This is a genomic window from Roseateles sp., from assembly GCF_965229315.1.
Lineage (GTDB): Bacteria > Pseudomonadota > Gammaproteobacteria > Burkholderiales > Burkholderiaceae_C > Pelomonas.
Genome location: NZ_CBDDJA010000002.1, coordinates 1,415,799 through 1,432,160, shown reverse-complemented (window position 1 = coordinate 1,432,160; position 16,362 = coordinate 1,415,799). Strand labels below are relative to the sequence as shown.

Sequence of the window (16,362 nt, the reverse complement as noted above, 5' to 3'; positions counted from 1 at the left end):
TGCTCGCCCCGCCGCCATGCCCAACGATCCCCAGCTCCGCCCCCTGCCCCGCCTGATCTTCGCCAGCCGCTGGCTGCAACTACCGTTGTACATGGGGCTGATCCTGGCCCAGGCCATCTACGTCTGGAGCTTCTGGACCGAGCTTGTGCATCTCATTGAGGCAGCCTTCGGCAATTCGCATGCACTGGAGATCCTGGTCAAGAACGTCGGCTACAAGAGCGAGAACGCACCCACGTCGCTGAACGAGACGGTGCTGATGCTGGTCGTGCTGGGTCTCATCGACGTGGTCATGATCTCCAACCTGCTGATCATGGTCATCGTCGGCGGCTACGAGACCTTCGTGTCGCGCATGAACCTGGACCGCCACCCGGACCAGCCCGAGTGGCTGGGCCACGTGAATGCGTCGGTGCTGAAGGTGAAGCTGGGCCTGTCCATCATCGGCATCAGCTCCATCCATCTGCTGAAGACCTTCATCAACGCGGCCAACTACGAGGAAAAGACGCTGATGTGGCAAACCATCATCCACGTCGCCTTCCTGGCGTCGGCGATGGCCATCGCGTACACCGACAAGCTGGTGGCGGAGTCGGCACAGCACCACTGACGGCGCGGCGTCAGCGCCCGACCATCTGGCCCGGCACCACCCACGCGTCGAACTGCTCGGCCGTCACGTGGCCCAGCGCCAGCGCCGCCTCGCGCAGGCTGCTGCCGTCCTTGTGGGCCTTCTTGGCGATCTGCGCGGCCTTGTCGTAGCCGATGTGGGGGTTCAGCGCCGTCACCAGCATCAGTGAACGCGACACCAGCTCGGCGATGCGCGCCTCGTTGGGCTCGATGCCCACCGCGCAATGGCGGTTGAAGCTGGCCATGCCGTCTGCCAGCAGCCGCACGCTCTGCAGGAAGTTGTGGATGACCATGGGGCGGAACACGTTCAGCTCGAAGTTGCCCGACGCGCCGCCGATGTTGATGGCCACGTCGTTGCCCATGACCTGGGCGGCCAGCATGGTCACCGCCTCGCTCTGCGTCGGGTTGACCTTGCCCGGCATGATGGACGAGCCCGGCTCGTTCTCCGGGATGCGAATCTCGCCGAGGCCGCTGCGCGGGCCGCTGGCCAGCCAGCGCACGTCGTTGGCGATCTTGTTCATGCTGGCGGCCAGCGTCTTCAGCGCGCCGTGGGCGTGCACGAGGGCGTCGCAGGCCGCCATCGCCTCGAACTTGTTCGGTGCCGTCACGAACGGCTGGTCCGTCAGCCGGGCCAGCTCCGCGGCGACCTGCTCGGCATAGCCCTTGGGCGCATTCAGCCCCGTGCCGACCGCCGTGCCGCCCAGCGCCAGTTCGTACAGATGCGGCAGCGCGGCCAGCACATGGCGCTCGCCGTGGTTGAGCTGGGCGACCCAGCCCGAGATCTCCTGCCCCAGCGTCAGCGGCGTCGCATCCTGCAGGTGCGTGCGGCCGATCTTGACGATGTCGTCATAGGCCTCGGCCTTCTGCTGCAGCGTCGTGCGCAGCGCGCGCAGCGGCGGCAGCAGCCGCTCCACCAGGCCCTGCACCGCAGCCACATGCATGGCGGTCGGGAAGACGTCGTTGCTGCTCTGGCTGCGGTTCACGTCGTCGTTGGGGTGCACCAGGCGGCCCTCGCCGCGCTCGCCACCCAGCAGCTCGCTGGCGCGGTTGGCCAGCACCTCGTTGACGTTCATGTTGGTCTGCGTGCCCGAACCCGTCTGCCAGACCACCAGCGGGAACTCGTCCACGTGCAGGCCGCTGATGACCTCGTCGGCCGCAGCCACGATGGCGTCCGTCTTCTTCGCATCCTGCAGGCCCAGCGCGTGGTTGACCACCGCCGATGCCCGCTTGACCCGAGCCAGCGCGCGGATCAACTCGGGCGCCTGGCGCTCTCCGGAGATGTCGAAGTTCTGCAGCGAGCGCTGCGTCTGCGCCCCCCACAGCTTGTCGGCCGGCACCTCGATGGGGCCGAAGGTGTCGCGTTCGATGCGGGTGCTGCTCATGACGGTTCTCACGAAGGTCGGGTTGGCTTTCAGCATAGCCAGCGCGAGAACCCTTCTCATCCGTGCGGCCACCGATAATTCCCGCCGCCCGAATCTCGTCCCGCTTCGCCACATGACCACCATACGCCAGCAAGACCTCATCGACAGCGTTAGCGCCGCCCTGCAGTACATCTCGTACTACCACCCGGCCGACTACATCGCCCACCTGGCCCGCGCCTACGAGAGCGAGGCCTCGCCCGCCGCCAAGGACGCGATCGCGCAGATCCTCACCAACAGCCGCATGTGCGCCGAAGGCAAGCGGCCCATCTGCCAGGACACCGGCATCGTCAACGTGTTCCTCAAGATCGGCATGGACGTGCGCTGGGAGGGCTTTGCCGGCAGCATCGAGGACGCCGTCAACGAAGGCGTGCGCCAGGGCTACCTGAACCCCGACAACAAGCTGCGCGCGTCCGTGCTGGACGACCCCATCTTTGCGCGCAAGAACACCAAGGACAACACGCCTGCCGTGGTGCAGATGGACCTCGTGCCCGGCAACACGGTGGACGTCATCGTCGCGGCCAAGGGCGGCGGCAGCGAGAACAAGAGCAAGGTCTACATGCTCAACCCCAGCGACGACATCGTCGACTGGGTGCTCAAGACCGTGCCCACGATGGGCGCCGGCTGGTGCCCGCCCGGCATGCTGGGCATCGGCGTCGGCGGCACGGCAGAGAAGGCCGCGCTGCTGGCCAAGCAGGCGCTGATGGAAGACATCGACATGTACGAGCTGCTGCAGCGCGGCCCGCAAAACAAGCTCGAGGAGATGCGCATCGAGCTGTACGAGAAGGTCAACGCCCTGGGCATCGGCGCACAGGGCCTGGGTGGCCTGACCACCGTGCTGGACGTGAAGATCAAGACCTTCCCCACGCACGCGGCCAGCAAGCCCATCGCGATGATCCCCAACTGCGCGGCCACGCGCCATGCGCACTTCGTGCTGGACGGCAGCGGCCCGACCTATCTGGAGGCGCCCAGCCTGGACCTGTGGCCCGACGTGCACTGGGCGCCCGACTACAACAAGAGCCGTCGCGTCGACCTGAACGCGCTGACGCCGGCCGAGGTGGCGACCTGGAAGCCCGGCGACACGCTGCTGCTGAACGGCAAGATGCTCACCGGCCGCGACGCCGCGCACAAGCGCATCCAGGACATGCTGGCCAAGGGCGAGAAGCTGCCGGTGGACTTCACCAACCGCGTCATCTATTACGTCGGCCCGGTGGACCCGGTGCGCGACGAAGTCGTCGGCCCGGCCGGCCCGACCACCGCCACGCGCATGGACAAGTTCACCGACATGATGCTCAGCCAAACCGGCCTCATCGCGATGGTCGGCAAGGCCGAACGCGGCCCGTTGGCCATCGAGTCCATCAAGAACCACAAGAGCGCCTACCTGATGGCCGTGGGCGGCTCCGCCTACCTGGTCAGCAAGGCCATCAAGGGCGCCAAGGTCGTGGGCTTCGAGGACCTGGGCATGGAAGCCATCTACGAGTTCGACGTGGTGGACATGCCAGTGACGGTCGCCGTGGACGCCAGCGGCACCAGCGCGCACATCACCGGCCCGGCCGAGTGGAAGCAGCGCATCGCCTCGGGCAAGGCCATCGGCATTCCGGTTGCCACGGCCTGACTGCACGAGCGGGTCGCCACAATCGGGGGGTCCAACCGCCCCCCCGACATGATCCAAGTCCGCCCCCTCCAGCCCACCGACCGCGCCGCCTGGCAAGCGCTCTGGGACGGCTACAACGCCTTCTACGGCCGCGAGGGCGCCACCGCGCTGCCGGCCGAGATCACCGACACGACCTGGGCGCGTTTCCTCGACGCGAACGAGCCCCTGCATGCGCTCGTCGCGGTCGATGAGGCCGGCACGCTGCTGGGCCTGGTGCACCACGTCTTCCACCGCAGCACCAACCGCATCGAACCGGTCTGCTACCTGCAGGACTTGTTCACTGCGCCGGCCGCGCGCGGCCGCGGCGTGGGTCGGGCGCTGATCGAGGCCGTCTACACCGCCGCGCTGGCCGCCGGCTCGCGGCGTGTCTACTGGCACACGCAGGAAGGCAACGCCACCGCGCGGGCGCTGTACGACCAGGTTGCGCGGCACTTCGGCTTCATCGTCTACGCGCACGACGTCGGTTGACGCCGCGATGGCCGGCACGGCGGCGGTAAGCTGGCGGCCCCTTGGAGGACCCTCGTGCGCCTGTTCCCTGCCCTCGCCCTGCTGTCGCTGCTGTGCACCCTGTCGCCGCTCACCCAGGCACAGACGCCGGCCAGCGCCTGCTCGCTCGCGCCGGTCGCCGGCGAGATGCGCGAACTGACCTCGGGCGGCCGCACGCGCACCTACCGGCTCTTCGTGCCACCGGCCGCTGCCGGCAGCACGGCGCTGCCGCTGGTCTTCGACCTGCATGGCACGGGCGGCGACGCCGCCGGCCGCGCCGGCAAGAGCGGCTTCGAGGCGCTGGCCGCGCGCGAGGGCTTCGCGGTCGCCACGCTGCAGGGCGAGGACGCACGCTGGAACGTACCGGTCGTGAGCGGCCGCGCCGACGACGTGCAGTACGTGTCCGACGTCATCGACCACGTGGCCGCCCGCGTCTGCATCGACCCGGCGCGCGTCTACGCCACCGGCTTCTCGGGCGGCGGGCGCATGTCGTCGCTGCTGGGCTGCCGGCTGAACCACCGCATCGCAGCCATCGCGCCGGTGGGCGGGCTGCGCTGGAGCGGCCCGTGCCCGGGTCGCGCCGTGCCTGTGCTCACCATCCACGGCCTGGCCGACACGACCAACCCCTACGAAGGCCATGCCGACCGCGGTGCCGAATGGGTCGAGAGCGTGCCGGAGGCGCTGGCCGGCTGGGCCTCGCACAACCATTGCCAGCCCAAGCTGGTGCAGGAAGCGCGCCCCGGGCCGCTGCAGATGCTCCGCTACGCGGGCTGCAGCGCCGGCACCGAGGTGCGGCTGCTGCGCATCGACGGCATGGGCCACATCTGGCCACGCACCGAGGTCGACGCGGCCGAGACGGCCTGGCAGTTCTTCAAGGCCCACCCGCTGCAGTAGCTCGAACACCTCAGGAGACCCGCATGTCCAACATCCGCGCCTACGCCGCCCACACCGCTGGCGGCCCGCTGCAAGCCTTCGACTTCGACCCCGGCCCGCTGGGCAGCGAGGATGTCGAGATCGCCGTCGAGCACTGCGGCATCTGCCACTCCGACCTCGCCATGATCGACAGCGAGTGGTTCCCGGCCAGCTACCCGGTCGTGCCCGGCCATGAGGTGGTGGGCCGCATCACGGCGCTGGGCCCGCACGCCAAGGGCCGACAGATCGGCCAGCGCGTGGGCGTGGGCTGGCATGCCGGCAGCTGCACGCATTGCAACTTCTGCGTCGGCGGCGAGCAGCACCTGTGCGGCCAGCGCCAGCCGACGCTGATCGGCCGCCACGGCGGCTTTGCCGACCGGCTGCGTGCGCACTGGAGCTGGGCCATCCCGCTGCCCGACGCGCTGGACCCGGCCGCCGCCGGCCCGCTGATGTGCGGCGGCGGCACGGTGTTCCTGCCCTTCGTGCTGCACGCCGTCAAACCGACCGACCGCGTCGGCGTCGTCGGCATCGGCGGCCTGGGCCACCTGGCCGTCAAGTTCGCGCGCGCCTGGGGCTGCGAGGTGACGGCGTTCACGTCGTCGCCGTCCAAGCGCGACGAGGCGCTGGCGCTGGGCGCGCACAAGACCGTGTCCAGCGTCGACAAGGCCGAGCTGAAGGCGGCAGCGGGCAGCCTGGACTTCCTGCTCATCACGGTCGGTGCCGCGCTGAACTGGGACGCGCTGCTGGGCACGCTGGCGCCCAAGGGCCGCATGCACCTGGTGGGCGTCGTGACCGACGCGCTGAGCCTGAAGAGCGGCGGCCTGCTGAGCTGGCAGAAGGGCTTGTCGGCCTCGCCCACGCCGCCGCCGTCGGTGCTGGCGACGATGCTGCAGTTCGCGGCCCGCCACCAGATCCTGCCGCAGGTGGAGCGCTTCCCGATGAGCCGCGTCAACGACGCGCTGGACCACCTGCGCAGCGGCCGCGCGCGCTACCGCGTGGTGCTGGACGCGGACTTCTGATCAGCGCACCCGGAACACGCCAACCAGGCCCTCCAGCCGTGCCGCCTGCTCGTTCAGGCTCATGGCCGCAGCGGTGCTCTCTTCCACCAGCGCGGCGTTCTGCTGGGTCACTTCATCCAGGCGGCCCATGGCGTCGCTGACCTCGCCGATGCCGCCGCTCTGTTCGCGCGTGGCCGTCGAGATCTCGCCGATGAGGCCGCCGACACGCTGCACGTGACGGACCAGGTCGGCCATGGTCTGGCCCGCCTGCTCGACCTGCTGGCTGCCGCCGGAAATCTTCTCGATGTTTTCAGCGATCAGTTGCTTGATCTCACGCGCCGCCGTGGCGCTGCGCTGCGCCAGCGACCGCACCTCGCTGGCGACGACGGCAAAACCACGCCCCTGCTCGCCCGCCCGAGCCGCCTCGACGGCTGCGTTCAAGGCGAGGATATTGGTCTGGAAGGCGATGCCGTCGATGACCGACGTGATGTCGGCGATCTTGCGGCCCTGACCGCTGATGGCTTCCATGGTCTGCACCACCTGCTGCACGACCGTGCCGCCGGCGGTGGCCAGGCTGCTGGCCTGCTGGGCCACCTTGTTGGCCTCGGCGGCGGTGTCGGCGTTCAACCGCACGGTCGAGGCCAGCTGCTCCATCGACGACGCCGTCTGCTGCAGGCTGCCGGCCTGCTGCTCGGTGCGATTGGACAAATCCTGGTTGCCCGCCGCGATCTCACCCGTCGCGCCGGTGATGGCCTGCGCGCTCTGGCCCACGTCGGCCACCAGCGCCCGCAACGCTGCCTGCGTGCGCACCAGCGCCGCCATCATGCTGTGCTGGTCGCCCGGCGCGAGGGGCACCTCGGCCAGGAGGTCGCCCTCGGCCACGCGCTGCAACACCTTGCGCGCAACGGCCGGGTCACCCCCCAGTTCGCGCCGCAGCACGACGCGCAACCGCTGCAGCAGCACGGCGCAGACGACGAGACAGACGGCCACCAGGCCGATCACCCACCAACGGGCCTTGGCCATGGCCGCACCCGCCTCGGTGCGTGCGACCTCCTTGTCGGCGATGCTGCTCTTCTTCAGCTCCAGCAGCGCGCCGCGCAGTTCGCGCCAGGCCGGCGTTTCCTGTTTGTTGAGCAGCTGTACGGCCGCCGCACCGTCCTGCGCGGTCAGCTTCACGACCTCGGCCTGCACCTGGGCCAGCTTGGCCCGCATGGGGCCCATCGCGTCGAGCCGTTTCTTCTCCTCGGCGGAGTCCGCGGCCTCGGCTGCTGCCCGGGCCGCCTTGTCGTAGTCCGTGCCTGCGTTCTCGAGGTTCTCGTAGGCCTTCTTGTTGGCCGGGTCCAGCACCACGTTGCGCAGTGCCTGGCCCATCTGCAGCCCCTGGGCGTACATCTCCGCCACCTGGGTGGCCAGCGCATCCTGCTTGTTGAAGTAGTTGGCCAGTTGCGACTCCATGCTCGATGTCCCCACCAGCACGAAGATTCCCAGCACGGCCACAAGGCCCGCCGGCACCAGTTGAGTCAACATCACCCGCCGCATGAAACCCATCACCGCCCCCTTAGGACACCAAGTCGGCGGATGCTAGGGGTGTTGACTGAGAACCATGCTGACTTCGCCACCGAGTGGACGACGGGAAACGGGAAAATTTTGCGGCGCACCGGACACTTGCACTTGCCGGCAACGCCTCAGCCACAGGGGCCGGCGTCGCCCCGGTTCACAACGCTGGCGGGCTCTCCTGGGCGGTAAGCGCCGATTTGGGCTGGCGCTGCACCTGCTGCGGATAGGGAATGTCCACCCCCAGGTGCTTGAGCGTGCGCCAGATGGCGAGGTTGGCCTCCGAGCGCACGCCACCGCTGCCGTTCTCCGGGTCCATGATCCAGAAATACACCGTCAGCTCCAGGCCGCTGTCGGCGAACCTGCTCAGTTGCACGGACGGGCCCGGATCGCTCAACACGCGCGGCACCGCGGCGAGCGCTTCGGCCAGCGCCTTCATGACCGCCTCGACATCGCAGTCGTAATCCACCTGCACGAGGGTCGACAACAGCACGCGCGGGTCGGCCAGCGAGGAGTTCTCGACCCGCTGCGTGATCAGCATCTCGTTCGGCACGATGGCTTCCTTGCCGCCCAGCGAGCGGATCACCGTGTAGCGCGTCTTGATGTCCGTCACGCGGCCCTCGAAGCCGTCGACCTTGACCATGTCGCCGATGCGCAGCGAACGCTCGGCCAGGATGACGAAGCCGCTGACGTAGTTGGCCGCGAGCTTCTGCAGGCCGAAGCCCAGGCCCACGCCGAGCGCGCCGCCCAGCACGCCCAGGGCGGTCAGGTCGATGCCTGCGGCCGACAGCGCGAACAGCAGGCCGATGAACAGCAGCAGCGCGCGCACCGCGTTGGCGGCGATCTTGCGCATGGACATGTCCAGCGACTCGCGCCGCAGCAACTGCGCCTCGATGGCGGAGGACAGCCACAACGCCAGCACCAGCACCAGCACGGCCGTCAGCCCGCCTTCGACGAGGTTGCGCAGCGTCATGTGGACGTTGCCGACCTTCCAGCCGATGTCGTCCATGCCGTCCAGCATCAGCGGCAGCAGGCCCATGATCCACAGCACCGCACCGATCCAGATCAGCCACGAGCCGATGCGCTCGACCGCCTTGATGACGGCCGACTCGGGCCACGCCGCCGCCAGCACCCGCGCCACCAGCCGGATGGCGGCCAGCGACACCAAGAGCGGCAGCACGAGCTTGAACACGGCGGGCGCGATGCCCCACAGCGGCAGCAGCCGCCGCGCCGCGAAGGCGAACGCCACCGCCAGCAGCGGGAACAGCGCGCCATCGACGACGCGCCGGCCGAACAGCACGCTGAAGCGCCGCTGCTGCGCCGTGCGCGACAGCCCCAGGCTGACCAGCGCGGCCAGCAGCAGGCAGCCCAGCAGCACCGCCCATTCGCCCCAGGCGTTGGTGCTGAAGGCGCGGCCCAGCAAGGCCTGCAGTTCATTCAGGCTCAAAGGTTCATGCATGTGTCAGATCGGTTGTCCAGCCCTGTGTGCGGGCCGTGAGGGGAGGCGGCCCGATTGTTCAGGCAAAAACGATCACACGTCCGCCAGGGCCCGCAGGTGCACCGCGACGCTGCGCGACAGCGCGCGCAAGTCGTAGCCGCCCTCCAGCACCGAGACGATGCGCCCCTGGGCATGGCGCTCCGCCACGGCCTTGATCTTGAGCGTGATCCACTCGTAGTCGGCCTCCACCAGGCCGAGCTGCCCCAGCTCGTCGTCACGGTGCGCGTCGAAGCCGGCCGAGATGAAGATCATCTGCGGCTTGAAGCGCTCCAGCGCCGGCAGCCACATGGCTTCGACGATCTCGCGCACCTCGCCGCCGCGCGTGTAGGCCGGCAGCGGCACGTTGACCATGTTCGGCCCCTTGGGCACGGCGCCGCTGTAGGGATACAGCGGGTGCTGGAACAGGCTGACCATCAGCACGCGGTCGTCGCCGGCGATGATGTCCTCGGTGCCGTTGCCGTGGTGGACGTCGAAGTCGACGATGGCCACGCGCTCAATCCCGGCGGCCTTGCCGCGCACGTCCAGCGCGTGGCGCGCGGCAATGGCGACGTTGTTGAAGAAACAGAAGCCCATGCTCTGGTCGCGCGTGGCATGGTGGCCCGGCGGGCGCACGGCGCAGAACGCGTTGTCGGCACCGCCATCGATGACGAGGTCGGTCGCCTTCACCGCGGCACCGGCCGCATGCAGCGCGGCAGCCCAGGTGTACGCATTGGCCGACGTGTCGGGGTCGATGGCGCAGCGCTCGCCGGTCTCGGCGCAGTCGCGCAGCCGGGCGCCGATTTCGGCGACGTAGCCGTGCGTGTGCGCCAGCTCCACGTCCTTCATGTCCACGGGGCCGGCATCGACATGCGCCAGCGCCTGATCCAGGCCGGAGGCGATCAGCCAGTCATCGATGGCGGCCAGCCGCGCGGGGCATTCGGGGTGGCCCTCGCCCATGTCGTGGCGGCGGCATTCGGGGGGATTGAAATACGCGGTTGGCATGAAGGGCGGTCTGTCTCTTGCTATGGTCCAGCCTCATGACGCAAGCCCAATCACGAACGCTGGCGGCGCAACTGCTGGCGCTGCAAAACCAGATTAGCACGGTCATCAAGGGCAAGCCGGACCAGATCGCCGATTCCCTGGCCTGCCTGGTGGCCGGCGGCCACCTGCTCATCGAAGACCTGCCCGGCGTCGGCAAGACGACGCTCGCGCACGCGCTGGCGATCTCGCTGGGGCTGAAGTTCTCGCGCCTGCAGTTCACGGCCGACCTGCTGCCCAGCGACCTGCTGGGCGTGTCGGTCTATGAACGCGAGAGGAACGGTTTCGCCTTCCATCCCGGGCCGGTGTTCGCGCAGGTGCTGCTGGCCGACGAGATCAACCGCGCCGGCCCCAAGACGCAGAGCGCGCTGCTGGAGGCGATGGAGGAGCATCAGGTCAGCATCGAGGGCATCAGCCACCCGCTGCCGGCGCCGTTCTTCGTCATCGCCACGCAGAACCCGAGCGAGCAGTTGGGCACCTTCCCGCTGCCCGAGTCGCAGCTGGACCGCTTCCTGATGTGCATCTCGCTGGGCTACCCCGATGCCGCCGCGGAGCGCGAGCTGCTGATGGGCGAGGACAGCCGCGCGCTGCTGCGCGCGCTGCAGCCGGTCATGACGCCGGCCGAACTGCTGCAGGCCCGCGACGCGCTGCGCCAGATCCACGCCGCGCCGCCCCTGCTGGACTACCTGCAGGCGCTGATCGCTGCCACCCGCTCGGGCCAGTGGTTCGTCGAGGGCCTGTCGCCGCGTGCCGGCCTGGCCGTGCTGCGCGCGTCACGCGCCCGGGCGCTGCTGCAGGGGCGCGACTACGTGTCGCCCGACGACGTGCAGGCCATCCTGCCGCAGACCATCGCGCACCGGCTGCAGCCGCGCGCCGGTGCGGGCCGGGGCGCGCGCGAGCAGGTGCGCGCCATGGTCGAGGCCATCCCGCTGCCCTGACACCACGCACCGATGATTGCCCTCCAACGTCGCTGGCAGCGCTGGTGGCAAGGCCGCCAGCCGCAGGCCGACACGCACCAGACCACGCAGCGCAACGTCTACATCGTGCCCACGCTGGCCGGCCTGGCCTTCTGCGGCACGCTGGGCGTGCTGCTGCTGGCCAGCATCAATGAGCAGTTGAGCCTGGGCTACGCCCTCACCTTCGCGCTGACCGGCGCCGGCCTGGCCTCCATGCACACCACGCACGCCAACCTGCGCGGCCTGCAGATGGATTTGCGCGTGCCCGACGGCGTGCATGCGGGTGACGACTACACGCTGGAGCTGCGCCTGCACAACAGCGCCCGCGCGCGCTTCGGCATCGCCGTCAGCGCCCAGCTGGACGGCGGCACGACCGAGCCCGCCTGGGTGGACGTGCCCGCCCTCGGGCATGCCATCCTCAAGCTGCGCCTGCCCGCCGAGCGGCGCGGGCTGCGCGACCTGCGCCGCCTGGTCATCACGACGCGCTTCCCGCTCGGCTTCTTCCGCGCCTGGAGCTACTGGCGGCCCGCCAGCCGCATCTGGATCTATCCCCGGCCCGAGGCCGTGACAGCCCCGTTTCCGGTGCAGGCGGATGCCGGCGCCGGCGAGGCCGTCTCGACGCGCCAGTCGCGCAGCGGCACGGACTTCTCGGGCGTGCGCAGCTACCGGCGCGGCGACGCCATGAAGCAGATCCTGTGGCGCAAGTCGGTGCTCGCGCTGGACCAGGGCCTGCCGCCCTGGGTGCGCGAGACCGACGCGCCGATGGCCCGGGATTTGTGGCTGGACTGGCGCGACACCCAGGGGCGCGACGTGGAGGCGCGCCTGTCCCGGCTGACCGCCTGGGTGCTGGCCGCCGAGCGGCTGGGCCAGCCCTATGGACTGCGCCTGGGCGGCCGCGACACCGCACCCGCACTCGGCCCGGCCCATGCCCGAAGCTGCCTGGAGCAGCTCGCGGGGTTCGGCGCATGAGCCGCGTCGGTGACGGCTGGCGCCGCCTGCCGCGCGACACCCGCGACAGCCTCTTCCTGCTCGGCGTCATCGCCGCCGTCATCGCCCCGCATGCCGACCATCTGCCGTGGTGGAGCAGCGCGCTGACCCTGCTCGTGCTCGGCTGGCGCGGCCTGCTGGCCTGGCGCCAGCGGCCGCTGCCCAGCCGCTGGTGGCTGCTCGCCATCGTCGTGCCGTACACGGCGCTCACCTGGCTCAGCTACCGCACGCTGGTCGGCCGCGAGGCGGGCATCACGCTGCTCGTCATGCTGATGGCGCTGAAGACGATGGAGCTGCGCGCCCGCCGCGATGCCTTCGTCGTGTTCTTCCTCGGCTTCTTCCTGGTGCTGACGCAGTTCCTGTACTCGCAGTCGCTGCTGACGGCCGCGTGGTCGCTCATCGCGTTGTGGGGGCTGCTGGCGGCCGTGGTGCTGGCGCAGATGCCGTCCACCGAAGCCCAGGGCGTGCCCAGCATCGCTGTCGCCGCCCGACACGCCGCGGGCACGACAGCGCTGGGCCTGCCGGTGATGGTGCTGCTGTTCGTGCTGTTCCCGCGTATCGCGCCGCTGTGGGGCGTGCCGACCGAGGCCATCGGCAAGACGGGCCTGTCCAACCAGCTCGAATTCGGCGCGATGAACGAGATCGCCAACGACGACAGCATCGCGATGCGGCTGAAGTTCGACGGCCCGCCGCCGCCGCCCGACCAGCGCTACTTCCGTGGCCCCGTGCTGACGCGCTTCGACGGCAAGACCTGGCGCGCGCCCGACCCGCGCCCCAGCCAGAGCTGGCTGCTCGGCCGCGACGAGCTCGTCACCACCGGACCCGCGCTGCGCTACGAGGTGACGCTGGAGCCGCTGCGCATCTCGGTGCTGCCGCTGCTGGAGATGAGCCCCGGCAGGGTTGGCAGCGAACTGCCGCTGACCGACCTCGTGCTCGTGCGCGGCACGGAGCTGCAGTGGCTGTCGCCGCGGCCCATCACCGAGCGGCTGCGCTTCAACACCAGCGCCCACCTGGCCTGGCAGGCCGGCGAGCGGCGCAACCGCCTGCAGCTGGCGCTGGATGTCGACCTGCCGCCCAGCGCCAACCCGCGCACGCTCGCCTGGGCCACCCGGCTGGCCGCCGAGCCGCGCTTTGCCGACCTGGCCCCAGGGCCGCGCGCGCAAGCCCTGGCGGCCGCGCTGCTGGAGCACATCCGCACCCAGGACTTCACCTACACCCTCACCCCGGGCCGCTACGGCGTGGAGTCGCCCCACGTCATCGACGAGTTCTGGCTGGACCGCCGCCTGGGCTTCTGCGAGCACTTCGCCTCCGCCTTCGTCGTGCTGATGCGCGCCATGGACGTGCCCGCCCGCATCGTCACCGGCTTCCAGGGCTGGGACGCCGAACCGCAGGACGGCTACTACGTGGTGCGCAACGCCAACGCGCACGCTTGGGCCGAGTACTGGGTCGAAGGCCGCGGCTGGGTGCGCAGCGACCCCACCTCGGCCGTCGCGCCCAACCGTGTCATCCAGGGCCAGGCGCTGCGGCCACAGCCGGGCGTGCTGGGCCAGTTCAACCCGACCTTGTGGCGCGCCATGCGCAACGGCTGGGAGACCGTCAACAACCGCTGGCAGCAACTGGTGCTGAACTATTCGCGCCAGAACCAGTTCGACCTGCTCAAGCGCCTGGGCTTCGAACGCGCCGACTGGACGGGGCTGGGGCAGGCGCTGGCGGGTGTGATCCTGGCACTGGCGCTGGCGGGCGGGGCGTGGATACGCTGGAGCAGCCGGCCGCGTGATGCGTGGAGCCGGCTGCGCCTGGCGGCGGTCGAGGAGTTGCAGCGCATCGGGCTGCCAGCCACCTCCGCACAGGCACCGTTGACCTGGGCGCGGCTGGCTGAACAGCGCTTCGGCCCTCGCGCCGCAGACCTGGTTGCCGTGCTCCACCGGCTCGAACAGATCCGCTACGCCAAGCCGGATCATCAGCGCCATCAAGGCCGGCATCGCCGGCTGCTGGCCGAGCTGCGGCGGTCAGCACGCCCACTCGCGCCGGACCGTTAGCATCGCCACTCCTCCACCAGCTTCCGGGTCATGAAATTGACGATCAACACACGGCTCACGCAAGCGTCCCTGCTGGCGGCAGCGCTGGCTTTTGGCAGCGCGGCGTCTCATGCGCAGACACAAGCCGCTTCAGTTGCCCAGCTCATCGACTCATTGGGCGCAGCCACGCAGGCCGGAGCAACCGACGACTGGACCGCACAACGGCAGGCCGAGGCCGATGTGGCACGCAAGATTCGCGAATTGATCGTGGCCACGCCCCATGCGCAAGAACTGACCGCTGCCGACCCACAAGGACAGACACCGCTGATCCGCGCCGCCTTGCGGGGTTATGCGCAGGTGGTCGACGCATTGCTGTTGGACGCCAGCGTCAAGGGAGCGATCGACGCGAAAGCCCATGATGGCCTCTCGGCTTGGATGGCGGCCCAGTTCGCACGCCCTCTGACGCTAGCGGCATGCCACCCGCAGGTGCTGATCCGCGAGGCTGTCGGCTTGTGGGGCGCCAACCTGCGTCGCATCTCGTACTTCGCGCAACAGTCGCCGCTGCCGTTTGACCGCATTCGCACGGCGCTGGCGTCTGCCGGGGCCAAGCCCGACCTGGACGAGGCCAAGCGCTACTGGCTTGAACAGTGCCCGGGGCGCGATCCTGCGCTGACCGCGAAGATCGCCGCATCGGAAGACCTCCTTGACACGCTGATGGCCGACAGCAATCCGCGACTGCAGGCCTTCCTCAAGGAAATCCAGGACCTGCCCAAGCCCCGGCCGCCACGCCAGTTGCCTGACCAACCGCAGTTCCCCGAACGAAAGCCGACCCCGCCACGCGAGCAGCCGCCCGCCGCAGCGAGTCGCGAATCCATGACCTGCGCGCAAATGCCCAGGCCGGATGTGGGCGCCATCGGCGCGCTGGAGTGGTCGGGCAATGTGTTGTTCAAGGTGGTGGCCGAAGTTCAGGACAGCGTGCCCGTCGCCGCTGCGATCACGGTGTTGAGCAGCAGGCCGGCCGTCCCCCCGGAGGTCGCCATGTTCTTCCGCGCTGCGGTGTACCGGACACTGGGCACCTACCGTTGCGCAGGCGACCATCTGTTCCACCAAGAGTTCCAGTTCGACTACAGATGAACCGTTACAGCCGGATCCCGGCGCTCGTCATCGCCGGCCTGCTGCTCACCCAAGCATCACACGCGGCGTCTCCCAAACGGCATGCGGCCGTGTCGAAGCCTGCCGCGCAGCCAACTGCGCCGCCCCAGCCGCTGGGCTCTCGCCCCGCCGTCATCACCTTCGCCGACGACCTCGCTGCCGCCCAGAACTGGGACGCCGCCGCGCTGCGTGAGCAGCTCTCGCAGGCGCTGGACCTGCCGCGCGTGAAGCAGCTGATCCTGCCGGCCGCCACCGGCACGGCCAAGAACTGGACGGCCTACCGCGACCGCTTCATCGAGCCCAGGCGGCTGGAGGCCGGCGTCGCGTTCTGGAACGAGCACGAAGCCGCACTCACGCGGGCCGAGAGCCAGTACGGCGTACCCGCCGAGGTCATCGTCGGCATCATCGGCGTGGAGACCTTCTACGGCCGCATCACCGGCGGCTTCAAGGTGCTGGACGCGCTGGCGACGCTGGCGTTCGACTTCCCCGCCGAGCATCCGCGGGCCGCGGACCGGCAGGCGTTCTTCCGCGATGAACTGGCCGAGTTCCTGAAGCTGTGCCGCGAGAACGGGCTGGACGCCGCCGACGTGCGTGGCAGCTATGCGGGCGCGCTGGGCTGGCCGCAGTTCATGCCGGGCAGTTGGCGCAGGCACGCGGTGGACTTCGACGGCGACGGCCGCGTCGACCTGATCGCCAGCCCGGTGGACGCCATCGGCAGCGTGGCGCATTACCTGTCCGAGTACGGCTGGAAGCCCGGCGAGGCCACGCACTACAGCGTGACCCTGCCGGCGGACCGGCTGCAGCGCGCGCGGCTGCTGGCACCCGACATCAAGCCGACCTTCACCGCCGCCGAACTCACCACTGCCGGCGCCCAGCCGTCCGAGGCGGCACGCGACCACGACGGTCCCATGGCCGTCATCGAGCTGCAGAATGGCCCGAAGAAGCCGACCACCGTGCTGCTGGGCACGCAGAACTTCTGGGTCGTCACGCGCTACAACTGGTCGGCCTACTACGCGCTGGCCGTCATCGAACTGGGCCAGGCCGTGCGGGCGCGGCGGCTGCAGGCGCAGCGCTGATCCCGTCGGCGACGACGC

Annotated in this window: 14 protein-coding genes; 10 read left to right on the top strand and 4 right to left on the bottom strand. The window is 69.8% G+C overall.

What is annotated here, in order from left to right; translation table 11 throughout:
* Positions 1-16 precede the first annotated feature (16 nt).
* Positions 17-601, top strand: coding sequence for a TIGR00645 family protein (locus ACO07H_RS11390; RefSeq protein WP_422014142.1), 585 nt, complete (start codon positions 17-19; stop codon positions 599-601).
* Positions 602-611: 10 nt separating this feature from the next.
* Here ACO07H_RS11390 and fumC read toward each other — a convergent pair whose 3' ends face one another.
* Entirely contained in the window at positions 612-2,000 is a 1,389-nt protein-coding gene (gene fumC, locus ACO07H_RS11385; protein WP_422014140.1) for a class II fumarate hydratase, read from the bottom strand.
* Between the two features lie 112 nt (positions 2,001-2,112).
* Between fumC and ACO07H_RS11380 the strand changes: the two genes are divergently transcribed.
* The 4 genes from ACO07H_RS11380 to ahr are packed head-to-tail and all read left to right on the top strand — an operon-like array spanning position 2,113 to position 6,107.
* On the top strand, positions 2,113-3,651 hold the full coding sequence (locus tag ACO07H_RS11380) for a fumarate hydratase (protein WP_422014138.1): 1,539 nt from the start codon (positions 2,113-2,115) through the stop codon (positions 3,649-3,651).
* A 48-nt stretch (positions 3,652-3,699) separates the two neighbouring features.
* Positions 3,700-4,158, top strand: coding sequence for a GNAT family N-acetyltransferase (locus ACO07H_RS11375; RefSeq protein WP_422014136.1), 459 nt, complete (start codon positions 3,700-3,702; stop codon positions 4,156-4,158).
* Between the two features lie 54 nt (positions 4,159-4,212).
* Positions 4,213-5,070 carry an alpha/beta hydrolase family esterase gene (locus tag ACO07H_RS11370; protein WP_422014134.1) on the top strand — a complete coding sequence of 286 codons (858 nt, stop codon included), beginning with the start codon at positions 4,213-4,215 and terminating at the stop codon, positions 5,068-5,070.
* Positions 5,071-5,093: 23 nt separating this feature from the next.
* Positions 5,094-6,107 carry an NADPH-dependent aldehyde reductase Ahr gene (gene ahr, locus ACO07H_RS11365; RefSeq protein WP_422014132.1) on the top strand — a complete coding sequence of 338 codons (1,014 nt, stop codon included), beginning with the start codon at positions 5,094-5,096 and terminating at the stop codon, positions 6,105-6,107.
* On the opposite strand, the gene ACO07H_RS11360 is transcribed toward ahr, so the two are convergent.
* The 3 genes from ACO07H_RS11360 to ACO07H_RS11350 all read right to left on the bottom strand — a co-directional run bounded on the left by ACO07H_RS11360 (position 6,108) and on the right by ACO07H_RS11350 (position 10,119).
* On the bottom strand, positions 6,108-7,613 hold the full coding sequence (locus ACO07H_RS11360; RefSeq protein ID WP_422014130.1) for a methyl-accepting chemotaxis protein: 1,506 nt from the start codon (positions 7,611-7,613) through the stop codon (positions 6,108-6,110).
* 187 nt (positions 7,614-7,800) lie between these two features.
* Positions 7,801-9,099 carry a mechanosensitive ion channel family protein gene (locus ACO07H_RS11355; RefSeq protein ID WP_422014128.1) on the bottom strand — a complete coding sequence of 433 codons (1,299 nt, stop codon included), beginning with the start codon at positions 9,097-9,099 and terminating at the stop codon, positions 7,801-7,803.
* Between the two features lie 72 nt (positions 9,100-9,171).
* A complete protein-coding gene (locus ACO07H_RS11350; protein ID WP_422014126.1) occupies positions 9,172-10,119 on the bottom strand; it encodes a histone deacetylase family protein in 948 nt (315 codons plus the stop codon).
* A gap of 35 nt (positions 10,120-10,154) precedes the next feature.
* Here ACO07H_RS11350 and ACO07H_RS11345 point away from each other — a divergent pair, with 35 nt between their 5' ends.
* The 5 genes from ACO07H_RS11345 (at position 10,155) to mltB (ending at position 16,344) form a co-directional block, all read left to right on the top strand.
* Positions 10,155-11,093, top strand: a complete 939-nt coding sequence (locus tag ACO07H_RS11345) for an AAA family ATPase (RefSeq protein ID WP_422014124.1) — start codon at positions 10,155-10,157, stop codon at positions 11,091-11,093.
* Between the two features lie 12 nt (positions 11,094-11,105).
* Positions 11,106-12,080 (top strand): DUF58 domain-containing protein, encoded by a 975-nt coding sequence (locus ACO07H_RS11340; RefSeq protein ID WP_422014122.1) that lies wholly within the window; start codon positions 11,106-11,108, stop codon positions 12,078-12,080.
* Positions 12,077-14,137: a transglutaminaseTgpA domain-containing protein gene (locus ACO07H_RS11335; RefSeq protein WP_422014120.1), complete on the top strand. Its 2,061-nt coding sequence runs from the start codon at positions 12,077-12,079 to the stop codon at positions 14,135-14,137. Before ACO07H_RS11340 ends, ACO07H_RS11335 begins: the two co-directional genes overlap by 4 nt.
* A 30-nt stretch (positions 14,138-14,167) precedes the next feature.
* Entirely contained in the window at positions 14,168-15,250 is a 1,083-nt protein-coding gene (locus ACO07H_RS11330; protein ID WP_422014118.1) for a hypothetical protein, read from the top strand.
* Between the two features lie 89 nt (positions 15,251-15,339).
* Positions 15,340-16,344 (top strand): lytic murein transglycosylase B, encoded by a 1,005-nt coding sequence (mltB, locus tag ACO07H_RS11325; protein ID WP_422014116.1) that lies wholly within the window; start codon positions 15,340-15,342, stop codon positions 16,342-16,344.
* Positions 16,345-16,362 lie beyond the last annotated feature (18 nt).